Genomic DNA, 14,853 nt, shown 5'->3' with positions numbered 1-14,853 from the left:
TTAGCAATGGGACAGAAAGTACATCCTAATGGTATCCGTCTGGGTATCACTAAGCCTTGGATCTCGACCTGGTACGCTGACAAGTCAGATTATGCCAATAACTTGAACAGTGACTGGGAAGTGCGTAAGTTTCTAGAAAAGAAACTTAAGCAAGCTTCAGTATCTAAGATAGTTATCGAGCGTCCAGCTAAGAGTGTTCGCGTTACTATTCACACTGCCCGTCCAGGTGTTGTGATTGGTAAGAAAGGTGAAGACGTTGAGAAGCTACGCAACGCAGTTGCTAAGCTAACTGGTATTCCAGCTCAGATTAACATCGCTGAGATCCGTAAGCCTGAGCTAGATGCTAAGCTTGTTGCCGATGGCATCGCTTCGCAGCTAGAGCGTCGCGTTATGTTCCGTCGTGCTATGAAGCGCGCGGTACAAAGTGCAATGCGTCTTGGCGCTAAAGGCATCAAGGTTCAAGTTAGTGGCCGTTTAGGCGGAGCTGAGATCGCTCGTTATGAGTGGTATCGTGAAGGTCGCGTACCTCTACATACACTTCGTGCTGATATCGACTATTCAACAGCAGAAAGTCACACCCAATACGGTGTGATCGGCGTTAAAGTTTGGATCTTCAAAGGTGAAGTTCTAGACGGTATCGTTCCTGCGCATGAAGAGCCGAAACAGCAGCCGAAGCGTAAGCCTCGCGGTAAATAGGAGAGCTGGCAATGCTGCAACCAAAACGAACTAAGTTTCGCAAAATGTTCAAAGGCCGCAACCGTGGTCTTGCGAACGGCACTGAAGTAAGCTTCGGTGATTTCGGTCTAAAGGCTGTTGGACGTGGTCGTCTAACTGCTCGTCAAATCGAAGCTGCGCGTCGTGCTATGACACGTCACATTAAACGTCAAGGTCAGATCTGGATCCGCGTTTTCCCTGATAAGCCTATCACCTCTAAGCCTCTCGAAGTGCGTATGGGTAAAGGTAAGGGTAACGTTGAATACTGGGTTTGCCAGATTCAACCAGGTAAGGTTCTTTATGAGATGGATGGTGTTTCAGAGGAGCTAGCTCGTGAAGCTTTCGCTCTTGCTGCTTCTAAACTGCCTCTTAAAACGACCTTCGTAACTAAGTCGGTGATGTAATGAAAGCGAGCGAACTAACAGAAAAGAGCGTTGAAGAATTGAACGCTGAACTGCTTGGTCTGCTGCGTGAGCAGTTTAATCTGCGCATGCAACACGCAACTGGTCAGTTGACTCAGACTCATCAGCTGAAAATCGTGCGTCGCAATGTAGCGCGCGTTAAGACCATTATTACTTCTAAGGCGGGTGCGTAATGTCTGATAAAATCCGTACTTTGCAGGGTCGTGTACTTAGCAACAAGATGGACAAGTCTATCACTGTAGCTATTGAGCGTAAGGTTAAGCATCCTTTATACGGGAAGTACCTTAAGCGCACTACTAAGATCCATGCACATGATGAATCAAACCAGTGTAATGAAGGTGATGTCGTGACTATTCGCGAATGTCGTCCTCTATCTAAGACTAAGTCTTGGACTCTGGTTGAAGTAGTAACAAAGGCCTAATTTATTTTAGGTTTAGTTAAACGGCTCCTGCTACAGGAGCCGTTTTTATTTTAACACTATCTATTCCCAAACTCGGGTGGTATACTTGCGCGCCTTTTTAGACTAAATGTTAGTCGAAAAGTGGCGAAATAGTAGTCCCAATTAGGGATGTGAAGTAACGTTTAGCGGAGCATTTACAATGATCCAAATGCAATCTACTCTAGATGTAGCCTGTAATAGTGGCGCTCGTAGAGTTCAGTGTATTAAGGTCTTAGGTGGATCTCACCGTCGTTATGCCGGTATCGGCGACATCATTAAGGTTTCTGTTAAAGAAGCTATTCCTCGCGGTAAAGCGAAGAAAGGTGATGTTTATACAGCGGTTGTGGTTCGTACTAAGAAAGGCGTTCGTCGTCCAGACGGTTCTGTCATTCGCTTCGATCGGAACGCAGCAGTTTTGCTTAACGCAAACAATGCACCGATTGGTACTCGTATCTTTGGCCCAGTGACGCGTGAATTGCGTAACGAACAGTTTATGAAAATTGTTTCTCTGGCACCAGAAGTACTGTAAAGGAGCGTCAAATGGCAGCTAAAATCCGTCGTGAAGACGAAGTAATAGTACTAGCAGGTAAAGATAAAGGGAAACGTGCAAAAGTTTCTCATGTTCTTCCTACTGGTAAGATAATTGTTGAAGGCATCAATCTTGTCAAGAAACACCAGAAGCCTAACCCTCAACTGGGTGTGACTGGTGGTATTGTTGAGAAAGAAGCACCGATGCAAGCATCAAACGTAGCGCTATTCAACTCTGCCACAGGCAAAGCTGATCGCGTTGGTTTCCGATTTGAAGACGGCAAAAAAGTCCGTTTCTTTAAGTCGAACAGTGAACTCATTAAGTAATTGGAGTAAACGATGGCGAAACTGCATGATAAATATCAAGAGACTGTGAGTCCTGAACTTGTTAAAAAGTTTGGTTACACCAGTGTCATGCAAGTCCCTCGGATTGAGAAAATCACCCTTAATATGGGTGTTGGCGAAGCAGTAGCAGATAAGAAAGTTATGGAGCATGCGCTCCGTGACATGACTGCTATCGCTGGTCAAAAGCCAGTAGTGACTGTTGCACGTAAGTCAGTGGCTGGTTTTAAAATCCGTGATGGCTACCCGATAGGCTGTAAGGTTACACTGCGCGGTGAGCGTATGTGGGAATTCTTAGAGCGTTTAGTTGATATCGCAATCCCGCGTATCCGTGATTTCCGTGGTCTGAGCGCTAAGTCGTTTGATGGCCGTGGTAACTACGCGATGGGTGTACGTGAGCAGATCATCTTCCCGGAAATCGAGTACGATAAAATCGATAAAATCCGTGGTATGGATGTTGTGATCACTACTTCTGCGAAGAATGATGAAGAAGGCCGAGCTCTGCTCGAAGGCTTCAACTTCCCATTCAAGAAATAAGGGTAGCGTAATGGCAAAAAGTTCAATGAAAGCACGTGAATTAAAACGTGCCAAGCTCGTGGCTAAGTTCGCTGAAAAGCGTCAAGCTCTTAAGGCTATCATTAGCAGCTCAGCTTCTTCAGATGAAGAGCGTTGGGATGCGGTTCTTAAGTTGCAAGGTCTACCTCGTGACTCTAGCGCAGCGCGTCAGCGCAATCGCTGTAGTATAACTGGTCGCCCACATGGTTTCTTACGTAAATTCGGCCTTAGCCGTATCAAATTACGTGAAGCAACTATGCGCGGTGAAGTTCCTGGTCTACGCAAGGCCAGCTGGTAAGCACTTGTCACGGAGTAAGCTAATATGAGCATGCAAGATCCTATAGCGGATATGTTAACACGTATTCGTAATGGCCAAGCTGCTAACAAAGTATCAGTATCTATGCCTTCTAATAAGTTGAAAGTTGCTATTGCACAGACACTTAAAGAAGAAGGTTATATCACTGACTACGCCGTAGCAGATGAAGTCAAAGCGACTCTGGAAATCACTCTTAAGTATTTCCAAGGTCAACCAGTCGTTGAGACTATCCAGCGCGTCAGCCGTCCTGGTCTTCGTATTTACAAAGGTAAAGACGAACTTCCAAGAGTGATGGGCGGACTGGGTGTCGCAATCGTATCCACTTCTAAAGGTTTGATGACTGATCGTACCGCCCGCCAAAATGGCATGGGTGGGGAAGTTATCTGCTACGTAGCATAAGGAGCTAGCCATGTCTCGTGTCGCAAAAGCACCAGTCGCTATTCCTGCAGACGTAGAAGTGACTTTAAACGAACAAACTATCACCGTAAAAGGTACTAAAGGTAGTTTGACTCGAGTAATTAACACCGAAGTTTCAGTTGTCGTTGAAGACAATGAAATCAAGTGTAGCCCAATTGAATCAGCAAAAAATGCTGCTCAAGCGGGTACAGCTCGAGCTTTAATCAATAATATGGTTGTTGGTGTAACAGCTGGTTTTGAGAAAAAACTAACTCTAGTTGGTGTTGGTTACCGAGCTAAGCTTGTCGGTAAAGACATTGACCTGACTTTAGGTTTCTCACACCCTGTAGTTCACAAACTTCCAGACGGCGTAACAGCAGCATGTCCTTCACAAACTGAAATCGTACTTACGGGTACAGATAAGCAGTTAGTTGGTCAAGTAGCAGCTGAGATTCGCGGATATCGTCCACCAGAGCCTTATAAGGGCAAGGGTGTTCGTTATACCGATGAGCAAGTACGTCGTAAAGAGGCTAAAAAGAAGTAGGTAACGCGATATGGATAAGAAAACATCTCGCTTACGCCGCGCACTACGCGCCCGTAAGAAGATCCAAGAGCTGGGCGTCAACCGTCTGGTTGTACATCGTACACCACGTCACACCTATGCTCAGGTAATTAGTCCTGATTCACAGGTTTTGGCGTCAGCTTCTACTGCTGAGAAAGCAGTATCAGAGCAACTAAAGTACACAGGTAACGTAGATGCAGCTAAAGTAGTGGGTAAAACCGTTGCTGAGCGTGCAATCGAAAAAGGCGTTACTGTAGTTGCATTCGATCGTTCCGGTTTCAAGTATCACGGACGTGTAGCTGCATTAGCAGACGCCGCTCGTGAAGCTGGCCTAAAGTTCTAAGGAATGATGAAAAATGGCTAAATTTGAAGCTCAGCAAAAAGACGATCTGCAAGAGAAATTAGTTGCAGTAAATCGTGTTTCTAAAGTAGTTAAAGGCGGACGTATCTTTAGCTTCACTGCACTAACTGTAGTCGGTGATGGTAATGGTAAGGTCGGTTTTGGTTATGGTAAAGCGCGTGAAGTGCCTGCTGCAATTCAGAAAGCGATGGAAAAAGCTCGTCGTAACATCGTTTCTGTTGAATTGATCAATGGTACTCTGCACCACCCTGTAAAGGGTCGTCATACTGGTTCGCGTGTTTACATGCAACCAGCCTCTGACGGTACCGGCATTATTGCCGGTGGCGCAATGCGTGCCGTATTGGAAGTAGCAGGCGTTCATAACGTTCTGTCGAAAGCATACGGTTCAACTAACCCGATTAACGTTGTTCGCGCAACTGTAGATGCGTTGGTGCACATGAAGTCACCAGCACAAATTGCAGCTAAACGCGGCCTGAATGTTAAAGAAATTCGAGGTTAATGCACCATGGCTAAGAAAACATTAAAAGTTACTCAGACTAAGAGTTCAATTGGACGTTTGCCTAAGCATCGTGCAACTTTGACTGGTCTAGGTTTACGCCGTATTAATCACACTGTTGAACTTGAAGATACTCCTTCAGTTCGCGGTATGATTAACAAGGTTTACTACATGGTTTCGGTGGAGGAAGTATAAGATGCGTCTAAATACTCTATCACCTGCTGCAGGTGCTAAATCAGCAGCTAAGCGTGTAGGTCGCGGTATCGGTTCAGGCACTGGTAAAACTTGTGGTCGCGGCCACAAGGGTCAGAAGTCTCGTTCTGGTGGCGGCGTACGCGTCGGTTTCGAAGGTGGTCAAATGCCACTTAAGATCCGTCTGCCAAAATTTGGTTTTACCTCGCGTAAGGCTTTGGTAACTGCGGAAGTTCGTATTAGCGAACTTGCAAAAGTTAACGGTGATGTTGTCGACTTGAATGCGCTGAAAGATGCAAATCTTGTCACACGCAACATTCAGTTTGCTAAAATCGTTCTTTCAGGTACCATTGAGCGCCCTGTGACCATTAAAGGTCTAAAGGCAACCAAAGGTGCTCGTGCAGCTATTGAAGCTGCCGGCGGAAAGATCGAGGAATAATACGTCGATGGCAAAACCAGGACTTGATACAAAAAGCGCGAAAGGTGGATTTTCTGAACTGAAGACTCGCCTCCTGTTCGTGATTGGTGCGATTATCGTCTTTAGGGCCGGTTCGTTTGTACCAATTCCTGGTATTGACGCTGCTGTATTAGCAGAGCTGTTCAATCAGCAGAAGGGTACCATCTTAGGCATGTTTAACATGTTCTCTGGTGGTGCTCTTGAACGTGCTTCTATCTTTGCATTAGGTATTATGCCGTACATCTCGGCATCAATCATAATGCAGCTATTGACTGTGGTACATCCTGCACTCGCTGAACTTAAAAAGGAAGGCGAGACCGGACGTAAGAAAATCAGTCAATATACTCGATACGGCACATTGGTCCTGGGTACATTCCAGGCAATCGGTATTGCAACGGGTCTACCCAACTTGATCCCTGGTTTAGTAGTAAACCTAGGATTTAGTTTTTACTTCGTTGCAGTTGTGAGTCTAGTGACAGGAACTATGTTCCTAATGTGGCTAGGTGAACAGATTACCGAACGAGGCATAGGTAATGGTATCTCGATATTAATATTCGCAGGTATTGTTGCTGGTCTACCATCTGCTATCGGCCAAACGGCTGAGCAGGCGCGTCAAGGTGACTTGAACGTACTGGTATTATTGTTGATTGCAGTTATCGTATTTGCTGTAACCTTTTTAGTAGTATTTGTGGAACGTGGTCAACGTCGTATCGTCGTTAACTATGCTAAGCGCCAGCAGGGCCGTAAGGTCTTCGCAGCTCAAAGCACCCATCTACCGCTTAAGGTTAATATGGCAGGTGTGATACCGCCAATATTTGCGTCAAGCATCATTTTGTTTCCAGGCACACTGGCTCAGTGGTTTGGTCAAAATGAGTCCCTTTCATGGTTAAGTGATTTTTCACTGGCTGTGTCTCCGGGGCAACCGCTTTACTCATTATTGTATGCATCAGCAATTATTTTCTTCTGTTTCTTCTATACTGCGTTGGTGTTTAACCCTCGTGAGACAGCTGATAACTTGAAGAAGAGTGGTGCGTTTATTCCCGGGATCCGTCCTGGAGAACAGACTTCGCGTTACATTGATAAGGTTATGACTCGCCTGACATTAGCAGGTGCCTTGTACATTACCTTTATCTGTTTAATTCCGGAGTTCATGTTAATTACGTGGAAAGTACAGTTCTATTTTGGCGGTACTTCACTACTTATTATGGTAGTCGTAATCATGGACTTCATGGCTCAAGTTCAGACCCATATGATGTCTCATCAATATGAGTCTGTTATGAAGAAAGCTAATCTAGTTAACAAAGCGAATTTAGATCGCTTTGGACGCTAAACTAGTTTTTACGGAGTGATGAAATGAAAGTTCGAGCTTCCGTTAAGAGGATCTGCCGTAATTGCAAGATCGTCAAGCGTAAGGGTGTTGTTCGCGTACTATGTGTTGAACCTAAACACAAGCAGCGTCAAGGCTAAAAAAATTGCTCAGCCCTGTTCGGGCTGAGCAAATATTATTTGCAAAACTGTCGTCTGTCGAGTATCCTACCGGGCTTTTCACAGATGACCATTAACTATTGAGGAGTGCATAGTGGCCCGTATCGCTGGCATTAACATTCCTGATCAGAAGCATACAGTCATTGCATTGACTGGAATCTTCGGAATTGGCCGTACTCGCGCTAGAGCAATCTGCGCGGCTACTTCAATTGCTGAAGACGCTAAGATCAAGGAATTGAGCGAAGCTCAAATTGATATACTACGTGAAGCAGTTGCCGAATACACAGTAGAAGGTGATTTGCGTCGTGAAGTTTCTATGAACATCAAGCGTCTTATGGACCTTGGTTGTTACCGTGGAATACGTCACCGTCGTAGCCTGCCCCTTCGTGGGCAACGTACTAAGACTAATGCGCGTACGCGTAAAGGTCCACGTAAACCAATCAGAAAGTAACGGGGTAATCCAATATGGCTAAAAGTCCGTCACGTTCTCCGCGTAAGCGTGTACGTAAACAGGTTGCTGATGGTATGGCTCATATCCATGCGTCTTTCAACAACACAATTATTACCATTACTGATCGTCAAGGTAATGCACTATCTTGGGCAACTTCAGGTGGTTCAGGTTTCCGTGGTTCACGTAAATCTACTCCTTTTGCTGCACAGGTTGCTGCTGAGCGCGCCGGTGTTGCTGCTCAGGATTACGGTGTTAAAAACCTTGAAGTTTTTGTAAAGGGTCCAGGTCCAGGACGCGAATCTGCGATTCGTGCACTGAATTCGGTTGGTTATAAAATAACCAATATTACCGATGTGACGCCTATCCCTCATAATGGTTGTCGTCCTCCTAAGAAACGTCGCGTTTAATTCGTCGTTTTTAATAGGATAGTTGGAGAAAGAACATGGCAAGATACTTGGGTCCAAAGCTCAAGCTCAGCCGCAGAGAAGGTACTGACCTTTTCCTGAAAAGCGGTGTGAGAGCAATCGATTCGAAGTGTAAGCTTGAAACTGCACCTGGACAACACGGCGCTCGTAAGACCCGTCTGTCTGAGTATGGTGTACAGCTACGCGAGAAACAAAAAGTTCGTCGTATTTATGGTGTGCTAGAAAAGCAGTTCCGTAACTACTACAAAGACGCTGCACGTCAAAAAGGTAACACAGGTGAGAACCTGCTTACTCTTTTAGAAACCCGTCTTGATAACGTTGTTTACCGTATGGGTTTTGGTGCTACACGCGCTGAATCTCGTCAATTAGTTAGCCATAAGTCAATTTTGGTTAATGGCAGCGTTGTTAACATTCCATCATTCAAAGTGTCTGCGAGTGATGTAATTAGCATTCGTGAGAAGTCTAAGAAGCAAGCACGTATTAGTGCTTCTTTGGAAGTTGCTTCTCAACGCGAAAAGCCAACATGGGTTGAAGTTGATAACACTAAGATGGAAGGTGCTTTCAAGCGTCTACCAGAGCGTAGTGATTTATCTGCGGAAATTAACGAACAGCTTATCGTCGAACTTTACTCTAAGTAAAGTTAACACAAAAGAGAGGACACAATGCAGGGTTCTGTTACAGAATTTCTTAGACCACGTCTCGTTGATATCGAGCAGGTTAATCCAACACGTGCCAAAGTTACACTCGAGCCGCTAGAACGTGGTTTCGGTCACACTTTAGGTAACGCGTTGCGTCGTATCCTATTGTCGTCTATGCCAGGCTGCGCGGTAACCGAAGTAGAGATTGATGGTGTACTGCATGAATACAGTAGCAAGGAAGGCGTGCAAGAGGATATCCTTGAGATCCTACTAAACCTTAAAGGTTTAGCAGTAGTGATCGAAGGGAAAGACGAAGCTATGCTTACTTTAAGTAAGTCAGGCGCAGGCCCTGTTACTGCAGCAGATATCACCCATGATGGTGATGTTACAATCATGAATCCTGAGCATGTTGTCTGTCATTTGACAGGTAACAATGAAATCAGCATGCGTATCCGTGTAGAACGTGGTCGTGGTTATGTACCGGCTTCTGCCCGTGCACAAACCGAAGACGATGATCGTCCTATTGGTCGCTTGTTGGTTGATGCTTCTTTCTCGCCTGTCGCTCGTATAGCCTACAATGTAGAAGCTGCACGTGTTGAACAGCGCACTGACTTAGATAAACTCGTTATCGATATGACCACAAACGGTACTCTCGATCCTGAGGAAGCTATCCGTCGTGCTGCGACCATCTTGGCTGAACAGCTAGATGCGTTTGTTGAACTTCGTGATGTTACTGAGCCAGAGCAGAAAGAAGAGAAGCCAGAATTCGATCCGATTTTGCTGCGTCCTGTGGACGATTTAGAGCTAACTGTACGTTCAGCCAACTGTTTGAAGGCTGAGGCGATTCATTATATCGGAGATCTGGTACAGCGCACTGAAGTTGAGCTGCTTAAGACACCTAACCTAGGTAAGAAATCTCTTACTGAAATTAAGGATGTTTTGGCTTCTCGCGGACTGTCGTTGGGTATGCGTCTAGAAAACTGGCCTCCAGCCAGCCTAGTCGACGACCTTTAACTCCAGATTTTGTACAGATAAGGTAATAAGGATTAGGTCATGCGCCATCGTAAGAGTGGTCGTCAACTAAATCGTAACAGCAGTCATCGTCAAGCTATGTTTCGTAACATGGCAAGCTCTTTAGTCCGTCACGAAGTGATCAAGACTACTGTAGCTAAAGCGAAAGAACTGCGTCGCGTAGTTGAACCTCTAATAACGCTTGCTAAGAGTGATAGCGTTGCAAACCGCCGTTTGGCATTTGCTCGTACTCGCGACGCTGAAGTCGTAGGTAAGTTATTTAATGAATTGGGTCCACGCTACCAGGAACGTCCTGGTGGATATACCCGCATCCTTAAGTGCGGTCTACGTACTGGTGATAAAGCGCCTATGGCGTATATTGAACTAGTAGGTCGCCCTGAAGCTGCAGAAGCTGTTGAAGCTGACGACGCTGAGTAATTAAGGGTTTCATTGTAAAAAAGCCGGGCATTAGCCCGGCTTTTTTTATGTGTTTAATTCGTCCAGTGACTCTGGGCATTCACTTTTTTAGGTAATTCAAGCCGCCATCTTTTCAGGCCTTCTAAACTAAATAAATAACGTCCCTGTCTATCGAATTCGTAGGCTAGATCATTCGGATTTTCACCTTTTAGTATTTTTGATATAAGCTTGCCTGCAAGTTGACCATGAAGATAGCCATCCAAGACATAGCCCCCTACATTCCCTCTAGCACCTATTGAAAAATTCCAAAAACCAAAATGAGGTAAAGGTGCATGTTTTTGGGTCCAAAGGATGACTTCATTGGGGGATACATGTTGCTTTTCGGCATCGACTAAGGTGTGATATAGGCCTATGAAGAGAGCATCATAGCCACTCTCCTTTGCGTTATTAATAACCTGCTGCCATTTCACAAAGTCATCAATTAGCTGAAAATCAACCTTAACCTTGCCTATGTTAATACTCTTAAAATTTCGGCTGATGGGTTCGATAGAGGCTTTTGAGGTCTGACTGTTATCAAATACGACTAATATCTTCTTGTTTGATTTCTTAGGTAATATTTGATCGGCTAGAATAATAGAGCGTTTGAATATTGGCCGCTCTAACACACCAGTAAAGTTAAGCAGCTTAGTTAATCCATAATCTCTTGGGTTTGCATTGAGCCCTAGAAAGACAACGGGTACTTTTGTCTGTCCAAATTTATAAGCTAACAATTTTATCGCGTTGTCATCACAGAGCACCACAAGATCAGGTTTTAGCTTTAGGTATGCTTGCCAGGCTAAAGAGGCCATATCGGCGAATTGTTCTGAAGGGAGTATCTTGGTATTCATGTAAAAATGTGAAAAGGTGTGGTCGTTATCTACAACGGATTTTATGCCTCGGTTATAGCTCTCATCCCAAGCAAACTCTTTATGGTAGCTTTCAATAATTAGAATCGATGCCGCTGTAGCTTCCTCAGTTAGGATACACAGCATAAACAATATGAGCACTGTCGCGCGCATTTTGAGTCACTCCCAAAGGCTTTACCTAGTTATAGCTTATTTACTCCATGAAGGCATTCTAGGGGCATAAAAAAGGCCTCTAACGAGGCCTTTTATATTAGCTGATATTTAGTAACCGCTTTTTTGCTCTGTTTTGTAATCTAGCTTCTCATGGGTCTGTCCCATCGCTTCGGCAACTTCAGGAGGCATGTAGTTTTCATCATGCTTAGCGAGTACTTCTGTCGCCTGTAACTTACCACCTTCAATCAGTATACCTTGTGCGACTATGCCTTGGCCTTCACGGAAAAGATCTGGCAGCAGATCGTCATAGGTCACTATGATCTCACTGCCTAAGGAATCATGGACGGCAAATTCAACATGTAAGCTTTCAGGATCTCTCACCATAGAGCCCATAGTCACCATACCGCCGACACGTATACGCTGGCCAATTTCTGGTAACACGCCGGTATCTCTCTTACCTTGTACTATTTCTGTAGGAGTGTAGAAAAGGTTTAAGTTAGAGTTTAATGCGTACAGTAGTAGTGATGCTATTGCGGCCACACCAGCAATTAAGGCTACTGCTAGAGCTAGTCTTTTTTTACGTCTTACATTCACAATTTATTACTCCGATTTGCTTTGAGGCGTTCTTCTCGTTGAATTTTCTTAGCTATTTCAGTTAACACTTTACGCTTCTGCCCCATACTCTGTATGACCAGTATTGCTAAAGAAGCAAATGTCACACCATAAGCCAGCCAAACATAGAAGGCGTAGCCGCCCATATTCAAAAATTCACTGAATGAATCAAACTGCATTACTTAACTCCTTGGGCTTTAGCTAAGATACGAACCCAAGGTCGCATACTGTTACGGGCCAATATTTCAGATCTGAAACGGACTAAGGTGATCGCGCCTATCATGATGGCAAAACCTAAGATGTTAATTAGTAATGGATAAAGCATCTCAGTAGACATAGTCGATTTTTCTGTAATTCTAATCGTCGATGGCTGATGTAGCGAGCTCCACCATTCAACTGAGTATTTGATGATAGGTATATTAATCACACCGACAATAGCTAAAATTCCGGCGGCGCGTGCTGCTAATACCTTGTCTTCAAAAGAGGCGTAAAGTGCAATAACACCTAGATATAGAAACAAGAGCACCAATTCGGCGGTTAAACGTGCATCCCATACCCACCAGGTTCCCCACATAGGCTTACCCCAGGTAGCGCCAGTGATTAAGGCGATGAAAGTGATCACGGCTCCAATTGGTGCTATTGCTGCAGCGGCCCAATCTGCGGACTTTATTTGCCAAACTAGGCCGATAAATGCAGATGTTGCCATGCCCATGTATGCGGCCATAGACATGGAGGCTGCCGGAACATGGATGAAGATAATTCGGTAGCTATCTCCTTGTTGATAATCACTAGGTGCAAAAACCAACCCCCATACAGACCCTATACCTATCAGGGCGATCGCTAGCATAGCGAACCAGGGGAGGAGTTTTCCAGAAAGGTTATACGCTCGTTCTGGATCTGCGTAACTATGTAGCCATTTCCACATTCTAGTTAGTACTCACTCTTAAAGATGCACCAATAGCGAAAGGTGCTAACGTTAATGAACCGACCAGCATCGCGGCAATTATTGCGAGGTGGCCATCATAGGGTAGATTTAACCCGGCAGCATCTATGGCTGTCGTGGCAAAGATTAATACCGGAATATATAAAGGTAATATGAGTAAGCTAAGTAGCACTCCTCCCTTGTGTAACCCGACGGTCAAGGCGACACCAATAGCCCCGATTAAACTTAATACTGGTGTTCCAAGTGCTAAGGTAGCCATTAGAGCACCATAGCTATTATCGTCTAAATGTAGCAATACGGCTAAAAGTGGGGCAACTAGAATTAGCGGTACGCCAGTTAATAGCCAATGAGCCAGTACTTTTGCCAATACCATCAAGGGTAAAGGTTGTGGGCTCAGCAGCATCTGCTCAAGACTACCGTCGTCATAATCTGCCTTAAATAAGCGCTCTAAGGACAGCATAGAGGCTAGCAGTGCCGCGACCCAAATTACGCCTGGGGCGACTCTGGATAATACTTTGGGATCTGGACCTATAGCTAAGGGAAACAGAGTCACCACTAAGATAAAAAATAATAGCGGGTTGAATATGTCACCCTTATGTCGAATCGCTATGCGCAGATCTCGCTTCAACAGAGTAAAAAATGCTTGTCTGAAGCTGATGCTTTTATTCATTTTTGAGCCCTATACAAAGCGATACTCCAGACTGATTTTTCGCAAAATATCGTCACCGATAATTCCCATATCTTGATGCGTTGTTAATATGACACAACCACCACGTTCAGCATGTTTCAGGAACAGATGTTCAAGCTCTTCGACGCCTTTCTTGTCGATAGCGGTAAATGGTTCGTCCAATAACCAAATTTTACAATTGGTATGCCAGAGTCGAGCCAGGGCTGTGCGTCTATGCTGTCCGGCAGAAAGATGTCCAGCGAGTGCTTCTTCGAAGCCTGCTAGATTTACTTTGGCGAGAATATCTTCAGTATCGAAGTCATGATAACCACTAATTCTTAAATTGAAGTTAAGATTTTCCTCTGCGGTTAGCTCACTCTTAATCCCAGCGAGATGACCTATGTAAAGCAGGTCTTCATTATATTCGTCTCTATAGCGGTTTATATCTCGATTTTTATAATGAACATCACCGGCATAGGGGCGAGATAGGCCTGCTAAGATCCTAAGTAGACTGGTTTTTCCTGAGCCGTTTGGGCCTTCAATCTGAACAATCTCACCTTGAGCAATATCGAAGCTAAGTTCATCGAATAAGATGCGTTCCTCTCGAATACAGGTCAATTCTTTGGCTGAAATTAAGGTCTTTATTATCTGTTCTACCACTGAATCCTCTATACCAAGCCTTTGGTCAACACAAGGGATCTTAACACAATCACAATTGGGGGTTTAGTACTGCTTGATTCTATGTGTCAGCTATTTGATGTGTTTCCAATAAATGGCACTTTTTAACGAAATTGGTTGAAGCTGTGTCAGATTTAGTAAAGGTTTATTAACCCATGGCTAATGCATTGTCTGGATTGGCTATTAAGTCGTGTTAATTGTATGTAAGCATTGATTAGGATTACAAAAAGGTGAGTTTTGTTAAGCTTTGCTGTATTCTAGAGGTGCTAAAATAATAGTCTGCCTCATTCTTGATGAGAATAATAAGGGCAGCGTTGAGCTTTGTTAGATTTTGCAATAGGAACATCAAACATGAAAAAATTGTTAGCAATGACTGCAGTCGCTGTCTTAACTTTGTCTGCAAACGTATCTGCACAAGAAGGTAAGGCTGTCTACGATAAGGCATGTCACATTTGTCATAGTATGGGTGTCGCTGGCGCTCCAAAAGCACATGATGCTGCTGCTTGGGAGCCACGTATTGCTCAAGGGCTAGATACTTTAGTATCTACTGTTAAAACAGGTAAAGGCGCTATGCCACCAGGTGGTATGTGTACAGATTGTACCGATGAAGATTACAAGAGTGCTATCGAGTACATGTCTAAGTAATCTTTGTTTTAGCTCGATTGTTGAGCATTAAAAAACCGGCTAT

General features: G+C 44.5%; 28 protein-coding genes. 22 read left to right on the top strand and 6 right to left on the bottom strand.

The features are described 5' to 3' along the window. Positions 1-6: 6 nt before the first annotated feature. From rpsC to rplQ, 21 genes are all read left to right on the top strand, one after another. On the top strand, positions 7-696 hold the full coding sequence (gene rpsC, locus SVI_RS19655) for a 30S ribosomal protein S3 (protein ID WP_013053415.1): 690 nt from the start codon (positions 7-9) through the stop codon (positions 694-696). 11 nt (positions 697-707) lie between these two features. Beyond that, positions 708-1,118, top strand: a complete 411-nt coding sequence (gene rplP / locus SVI_RS19650; RefSeq protein WP_013053414.1) for a 50S ribosomal protein L16 — start codon at positions 708-710, stop codon at positions 1,116-1,118. After that, complete coding sequence (rpmC, locus tag SVI_RS19645; protein ID WP_005503550.1) at positions 1,118-1,309, top strand: 50S ribosomal protein L29; 192 nt, start codon at positions 1,118-1,120, stop codon at positions 1,307-1,309. The genes rplP and rpmC overlap by 1 nt, the downstream gene beginning before the upstream one ends. Further along, positions 1,309-1,557, top strand: a complete 249-nt coding sequence (rpsQ, locus tag SVI_RS19640) for a 30S ribosomal protein S17 (RefSeq protein WP_013053413.1) — start codon at positions 1,309-1,311, stop codon at positions 1,555-1,557. The genes rpmC and rpsQ overlap by 1 nt, the downstream gene beginning before the upstream one ends. 178 nt (positions 1,558-1,735) lie before the next feature. Next, positions 1,736-2,104 (top strand): 50S ribosomal protein L14, encoded by a 369-nt coding sequence (rplN, locus tag SVI_RS19635; protein ID WP_013053412.1) that lies wholly within the window; start codon positions 1,736-1,738, stop codon positions 2,102-2,104. A gap of 11 nt (positions 2,105-2,115) precedes the next feature. Beyond that, positions 2,116-2,430: a 50S ribosomal protein L24 gene (rplX, locus tag SVI_RS19630; protein ID WP_013053411.1), complete on the top strand. Its 315-nt coding sequence runs from the start codon at positions 2,116-2,118 to the stop codon at positions 2,428-2,430. A 12-nt stretch (positions 2,431-2,442) separates the two neighbouring features. Further along, a complete protein-coding gene (rplE, locus tag SVI_RS19625) occupies positions 2,443-2,982 on the top strand; it encodes a 50S ribosomal protein L5 (protein WP_013053410.1) in 540 nt (179 codons plus the stop codon). 10 nt (positions 2,983-2,992) lie between these two features. Then, positions 2,993-3,298: a 30S ribosomal protein S14 gene (gene rpsN / locus SVI_RS19620; RefSeq protein WP_013053409.1), complete on the top strand. Its 306-nt coding sequence runs from the start codon at positions 2,993-2,995 to the stop codon at positions 3,296-3,298. 24 nt (positions 3,299-3,322) lie between these two features. Next, on the top strand, positions 3,323-3,715 hold the full coding sequence (gene rpsH / locus SVI_RS19615) for a 30S ribosomal protein S8 (protein WP_013053408.1): 393 nt from the start codon (positions 3,323-3,325) through the stop codon (positions 3,713-3,715). 10 nt (positions 3,716-3,725) lie between these two features. After that, the gene (gene rplF, locus SVI_RS19610; RefSeq protein ID WP_013053407.1) at positions 3,726-4,256 is read left to right on the top strand and encodes a 50S ribosomal protein L6; all 531 of its coding nucleotides are present in this window, start codon (positions 3,726-3,728) and stop codon (positions 4,254-4,256) included. A 10-nt stretch (positions 4,257-4,266) separates the two neighbouring features. After that, positions 4,267-4,617 carry a 50S ribosomal protein L18 gene (gene rplR / locus SVI_RS19605; protein ID WP_013053406.1) on the top strand — a complete coding sequence of 117 codons (351 nt, stop codon included), beginning with the start codon at positions 4,267-4,269 and terminating at the stop codon, positions 4,615-4,617. 13 nt (positions 4,618-4,630) lie between these two features. Continuing rightward, positions 4,631-5,134, top strand: a complete 504-nt coding sequence (gene rpsE, locus SVI_RS19600; RefSeq protein WP_013053405.1) for a 30S ribosomal protein S5 — start codon at positions 4,631-4,633, stop codon at positions 5,132-5,134. 6 nt (positions 5,135-5,140) lie between these two features. Beyond that, positions 5,141-5,326, top strand: coding sequence for a 50S ribosomal protein L30 (gene rpmD / locus SVI_RS19595; protein ID WP_013053404.1), 186 nt, complete (start codon positions 5,141-5,143; stop codon positions 5,324-5,326). A 1-nt stretch (position 5,327) separates the two neighbouring features. Next, the gene (gene rplO / locus SVI_RS19590; RefSeq protein ID WP_013053403.1) at positions 5,328-5,762 is read left to right on the top strand and encodes a 50S ribosomal protein L15; all 435 of its coding nucleotides are present in this window, start codon (positions 5,328-5,330) and stop codon (positions 5,760-5,762) included. Positions 5,763-5,769: 7 nt separating this feature from the next. After that, positions 5,770-7,110 carry a preprotein translocase subunit SecY gene (secY, locus tag SVI_RS19585; RefSeq protein WP_013053402.1) on the top strand — a complete coding sequence of 447 codons (1,341 nt, stop codon included), beginning with the start codon at positions 5,770-5,772 and terminating at the stop codon, positions 7,108-7,110. 23 nt (positions 7,111-7,133) lie between these two features. Further along, positions 7,134-7,247, top strand: a complete 114-nt coding sequence (gene rpmJ, locus SVI_RS21285) for a 50S ribosomal protein L36 (RefSeq protein WP_013053401.1) — start codon at positions 7,134-7,136, stop codon at positions 7,245-7,247. A gap of 112 nt (positions 7,248-7,359) precedes the next feature. Beyond that, a complete protein-coding gene (gene rpsM / locus SVI_RS19580) occupies positions 7,360-7,716 on the top strand; it encodes a 30S ribosomal protein S13 (RefSeq protein ID WP_013053400.1) in 357 nt (118 codons plus the stop codon). A 14-nt stretch (positions 7,717-7,730) separates the two neighbouring features. Further along, positions 7,731-8,123 (top strand): 30S ribosomal protein S11, encoded by a 393-nt coding sequence (gene rpsK / locus SVI_RS19575; protein ID WP_012327241.1) that lies wholly within the window; start codon positions 7,731-7,733, stop codon positions 8,121-8,123. A gap of 35 nt (positions 8,124-8,158) precedes the next feature. After that, positions 8,159-8,779 carry a 30S ribosomal protein S4 gene (rpsD, locus tag SVI_RS19570; protein WP_013053399.1) on the top strand — a complete coding sequence of 207 codons (621 nt, stop codon included), beginning with the start codon at positions 8,159-8,161 and terminating at the stop codon, positions 8,777-8,779. A gap of 24 nt (positions 8,780-8,803) precedes the next feature. Beyond that, a complete protein-coding gene (locus SVI_RS19565) occupies positions 8,804-9,793 on the top strand; it encodes a DNA-directed RNA polymerase subunit alpha (RefSeq protein ID WP_013053398.1) in 990 nt (329 codons plus the stop codon). Between the two features lie 39 nt (positions 9,794-9,832). Then, a complete protein-coding gene (gene rplQ, locus SVI_RS19560) occupies positions 9,833-10,228 on the top strand; it encodes a 50S ribosomal protein L17 (protein WP_005502465.1) in 396 nt (131 codons plus the stop codon). A gap of 53 nt (positions 10,229-10,281) precedes the next feature. On the opposite strand, the gene SVI_RS19555 is transcribed toward rplQ, so the two are convergent. From SVI_RS19555 to ccmA, 6 genes are all read right to left on the bottom strand, one after another. After that, positions 10,282-11,265 (bottom strand): ABC transporter substrate-binding protein, encoded by a 984-nt coding sequence (locus SVI_RS19555; RefSeq protein WP_013053397.1) that lies wholly within the window; start codon positions 11,263-11,265, stop codon positions 10,282-10,284. A gap of 108 nt (positions 11,266-11,373) precedes the next feature. Continuing rightward, entirely contained in the window at positions 11,374-11,859 is a 486-nt protein-coding gene (gene ccmE / locus SVI_RS19550; RefSeq protein ID WP_013053396.1) for a cytochrome c maturation protein CcmE, read from the bottom strand. Next, the gene (gene ccmD / locus SVI_RS19545) at positions 11,856-12,056 is read right to left on the bottom strand and encodes a heme exporter protein CcmD (protein WP_013053395.1); all 201 of its coding nucleotides are present in this window, start codon (positions 12,054-12,056) and stop codon (positions 11,856-11,858) included. Before ccmD ends, ccmE begins: the two co-directional genes overlap by 4 nt. Next, a complete protein-coding gene (locus SVI_RS19540; protein ID WP_013053394.1) occupies positions 12,056-12,802 on the bottom strand; it encodes a heme ABC transporter permease in 747 nt (248 codons plus the stop codon). The genes ccmD and SVI_RS19540 overlap by 1 nt, the downstream gene beginning before the upstream one ends. Position 12,803: 1 nt before the next feature. Next, positions 12,804-13,490, bottom strand: a complete 687-nt coding sequence (ccmB, locus tag SVI_RS19535; RefSeq protein ID WP_013053393.1) for a heme exporter protein CcmB — start codon at positions 13,488-13,490, stop codon at positions 12,804-12,806. 9 nt (positions 13,491-13,499) lie between these two features. Next, complete coding sequence (ccmA, locus tag SVI_RS19530) at positions 13,500-14,147, bottom strand: cytochrome c biogenesis heme-transporting ATPase CcmA (protein ID WP_013053392.1); 648 nt, start codon at positions 14,145-14,147, stop codon at positions 13,500-13,502. A 369-nt stretch (positions 14,148-14,516) separates the two neighbouring features. Here ccmA and SVI_RS19525 point away from each other — a divergent pair, with 369 nt between their 5' ends. After that, on the top strand, positions 14,517-14,810 hold the full coding sequence (locus SVI_RS19525) for a c-type cytochrome (protein ID WP_041420122.1): 294 nt from the start codon (positions 14,517-14,519) through the stop codon (positions 14,808-14,810). Positions 14,811-14,853: the final 43 nt, after the last annotated feature.

Origin of the sequence: Shewanella violacea DSS12 (assembly GCF_000091325.1) — a bacterium.
In the GTDB taxonomy this organism is placed as follows: Bacteria; Pseudomonadota; Gammaproteobacteria; order Enterobacterales; family Shewanellaceae; genus Shewanella; species Shewanella violacea.
Note: the sequence above shows the minus strand (reverse complement) of the source record. Positions and strands in the feature narration are given on the sequence as shown.

Coding starts and splice junctions, on each gene's coding strand:
- rplQ (WP_005502465.1), top strand. CDS start 9,833: ATGCGCCATCGTAAGAGTGGTCGTCAACTAAATCGTAACAGCAGTCAT.
- rpsC (WP_013053415.1), top strand. CDS start 7: ATGGGACAGAAAGTACATCCTAATGGTATCCGTCTGGGTATCACTAAG.
- rpsD (WP_013053399.1), top strand. CDS start 8,159: ATGGCAAGATACTTGGGTCCAAAGCTCAAGCTCAGCCGCAGAGAAGGT.
- secY (WP_013053402.1), top strand. CDS start 5,770: ATGGCAAAACCAGGACTTGATACAAAAAGCGCGAAAGGTGGATTTTCT.
- rplO (WP_013053403.1), top strand. CDS start 5,328: ATGCGTCTAAATACTCTATCACCTGCTGCAGGTGCTAAATCAGCAGCT.
- rpmJ (WP_013053401.1), top strand. CDS start 7,134: ATGAAAGTTCGAGCTTCCGTTAAGAGGATCTGCCGTAATTGCAAGATC.
- ccmD (WP_013053395.1), bottom strand. CDS start 12,056: ATGCAGTTTGATTCATTCAGTGAATTTTTGAATATGGGCGGCTACGCC.
- SVI_RS19555 (WP_013053397.1), bottom strand. CDS start 11,265: ATGCGCGCGACAGTGCTCATATTGTTTATGCTGTGTATCCTAACTGAG.
- rpmD (WP_013053404.1), top strand. CDS start 5,141: ATGGCTAAGAAAACATTAAAAGTTACTCAGACTAAGAGTTCAATTGGA.
- SVI_RS19525 (WP_041420122.1), top strand. CDS start 14,517: ATGAAAAAATTGTTAGCAATGACTGCAGTCGCTGTCTTAACTTTGTCT.
- rplE (WP_013053410.1), top strand. CDS start 2,443: ATGGCGAAACTGCATGATAAATATCAAGAGACTGTGAGTCCTGAACTT.
- SVI_RS19540 (WP_013053394.1), bottom strand. CDS start 12,802: ATGTGGAAATGGCTACATAGTTACGCAGATCCAGAACGAGCGTATAAC.
- SVI_RS19565 (WP_013053398.1), top strand. CDS start 8,804: ATGCAGGGTTCTGTTACAGAATTTCTTAGACCACGTCTCGTTGATATC.
- rplP (WP_013053414.1), top strand. CDS start 708: ATGCTGCAACCAAAACGAACTAAGTTTCGCAAAATGTTCAAAGGCCGC.
- rpsE (WP_013053405.1), top strand. CDS start 4,631: ATGGCTAAATTTGAAGCTCAGCAAAAAGACGATCTGCAAGAGAAATTA.
- rpsK (WP_012327241.1), top strand. CDS start 7,731: ATGGCTAAAAGTCCGTCACGTTCTCCGCGTAAGCGTGTACGTAAACAG.
- rplX (WP_013053411.1), top strand. CDS start 2,116: ATGGCAGCTAAAATCCGTCGTGAAGACGAAGTAATAGTACTAGCAGGT.
- rpsN (WP_013053409.1), top strand. CDS start 2,993: ATGGCAAAAAGTTCAATGAAAGCACGTGAATTAAAACGTGCCAAGCTC.
- rplF (WP_013053407.1), top strand. CDS start 3,726: ATGTCTCGTGTCGCAAAAGCACCAGTCGCTATTCCTGCAGACGTAGAA.
- rplN (WP_013053412.1), top strand. CDS start 1,736: ATGATCCAAATGCAATCTACTCTAGATGTAGCCTGTAATAGTGGCGCT.
- ccmB (WP_013053393.1), bottom strand. CDS start 13,490: ATGAATAAAAGCATCAGCTTCAGACAAGCATTTTTTACTCTGTTGAAG.
- rpsH (WP_013053408.1), top strand. CDS start 3,323: ATGAGCATGCAAGATCCTATAGCGGATATGTTAACACGTATTCGTAAT.
- rpmC (WP_005503550.1), top strand. CDS start 1,118: ATGAAAGCGAGCGAACTAACAGAAAAGAGCGTTGAAGAATTGAACGCT.
- rplR (WP_013053406.1), top strand. CDS start 4,267: ATGGATAAGAAAACATCTCGCTTACGCCGCGCACTACGCGCCCGTAAG.
- rpsQ (WP_013053413.1), top strand. CDS start 1,309: ATGTCTGATAAAATCCGTACTTTGCAGGGTCGTGTACTTAGCAACAAG.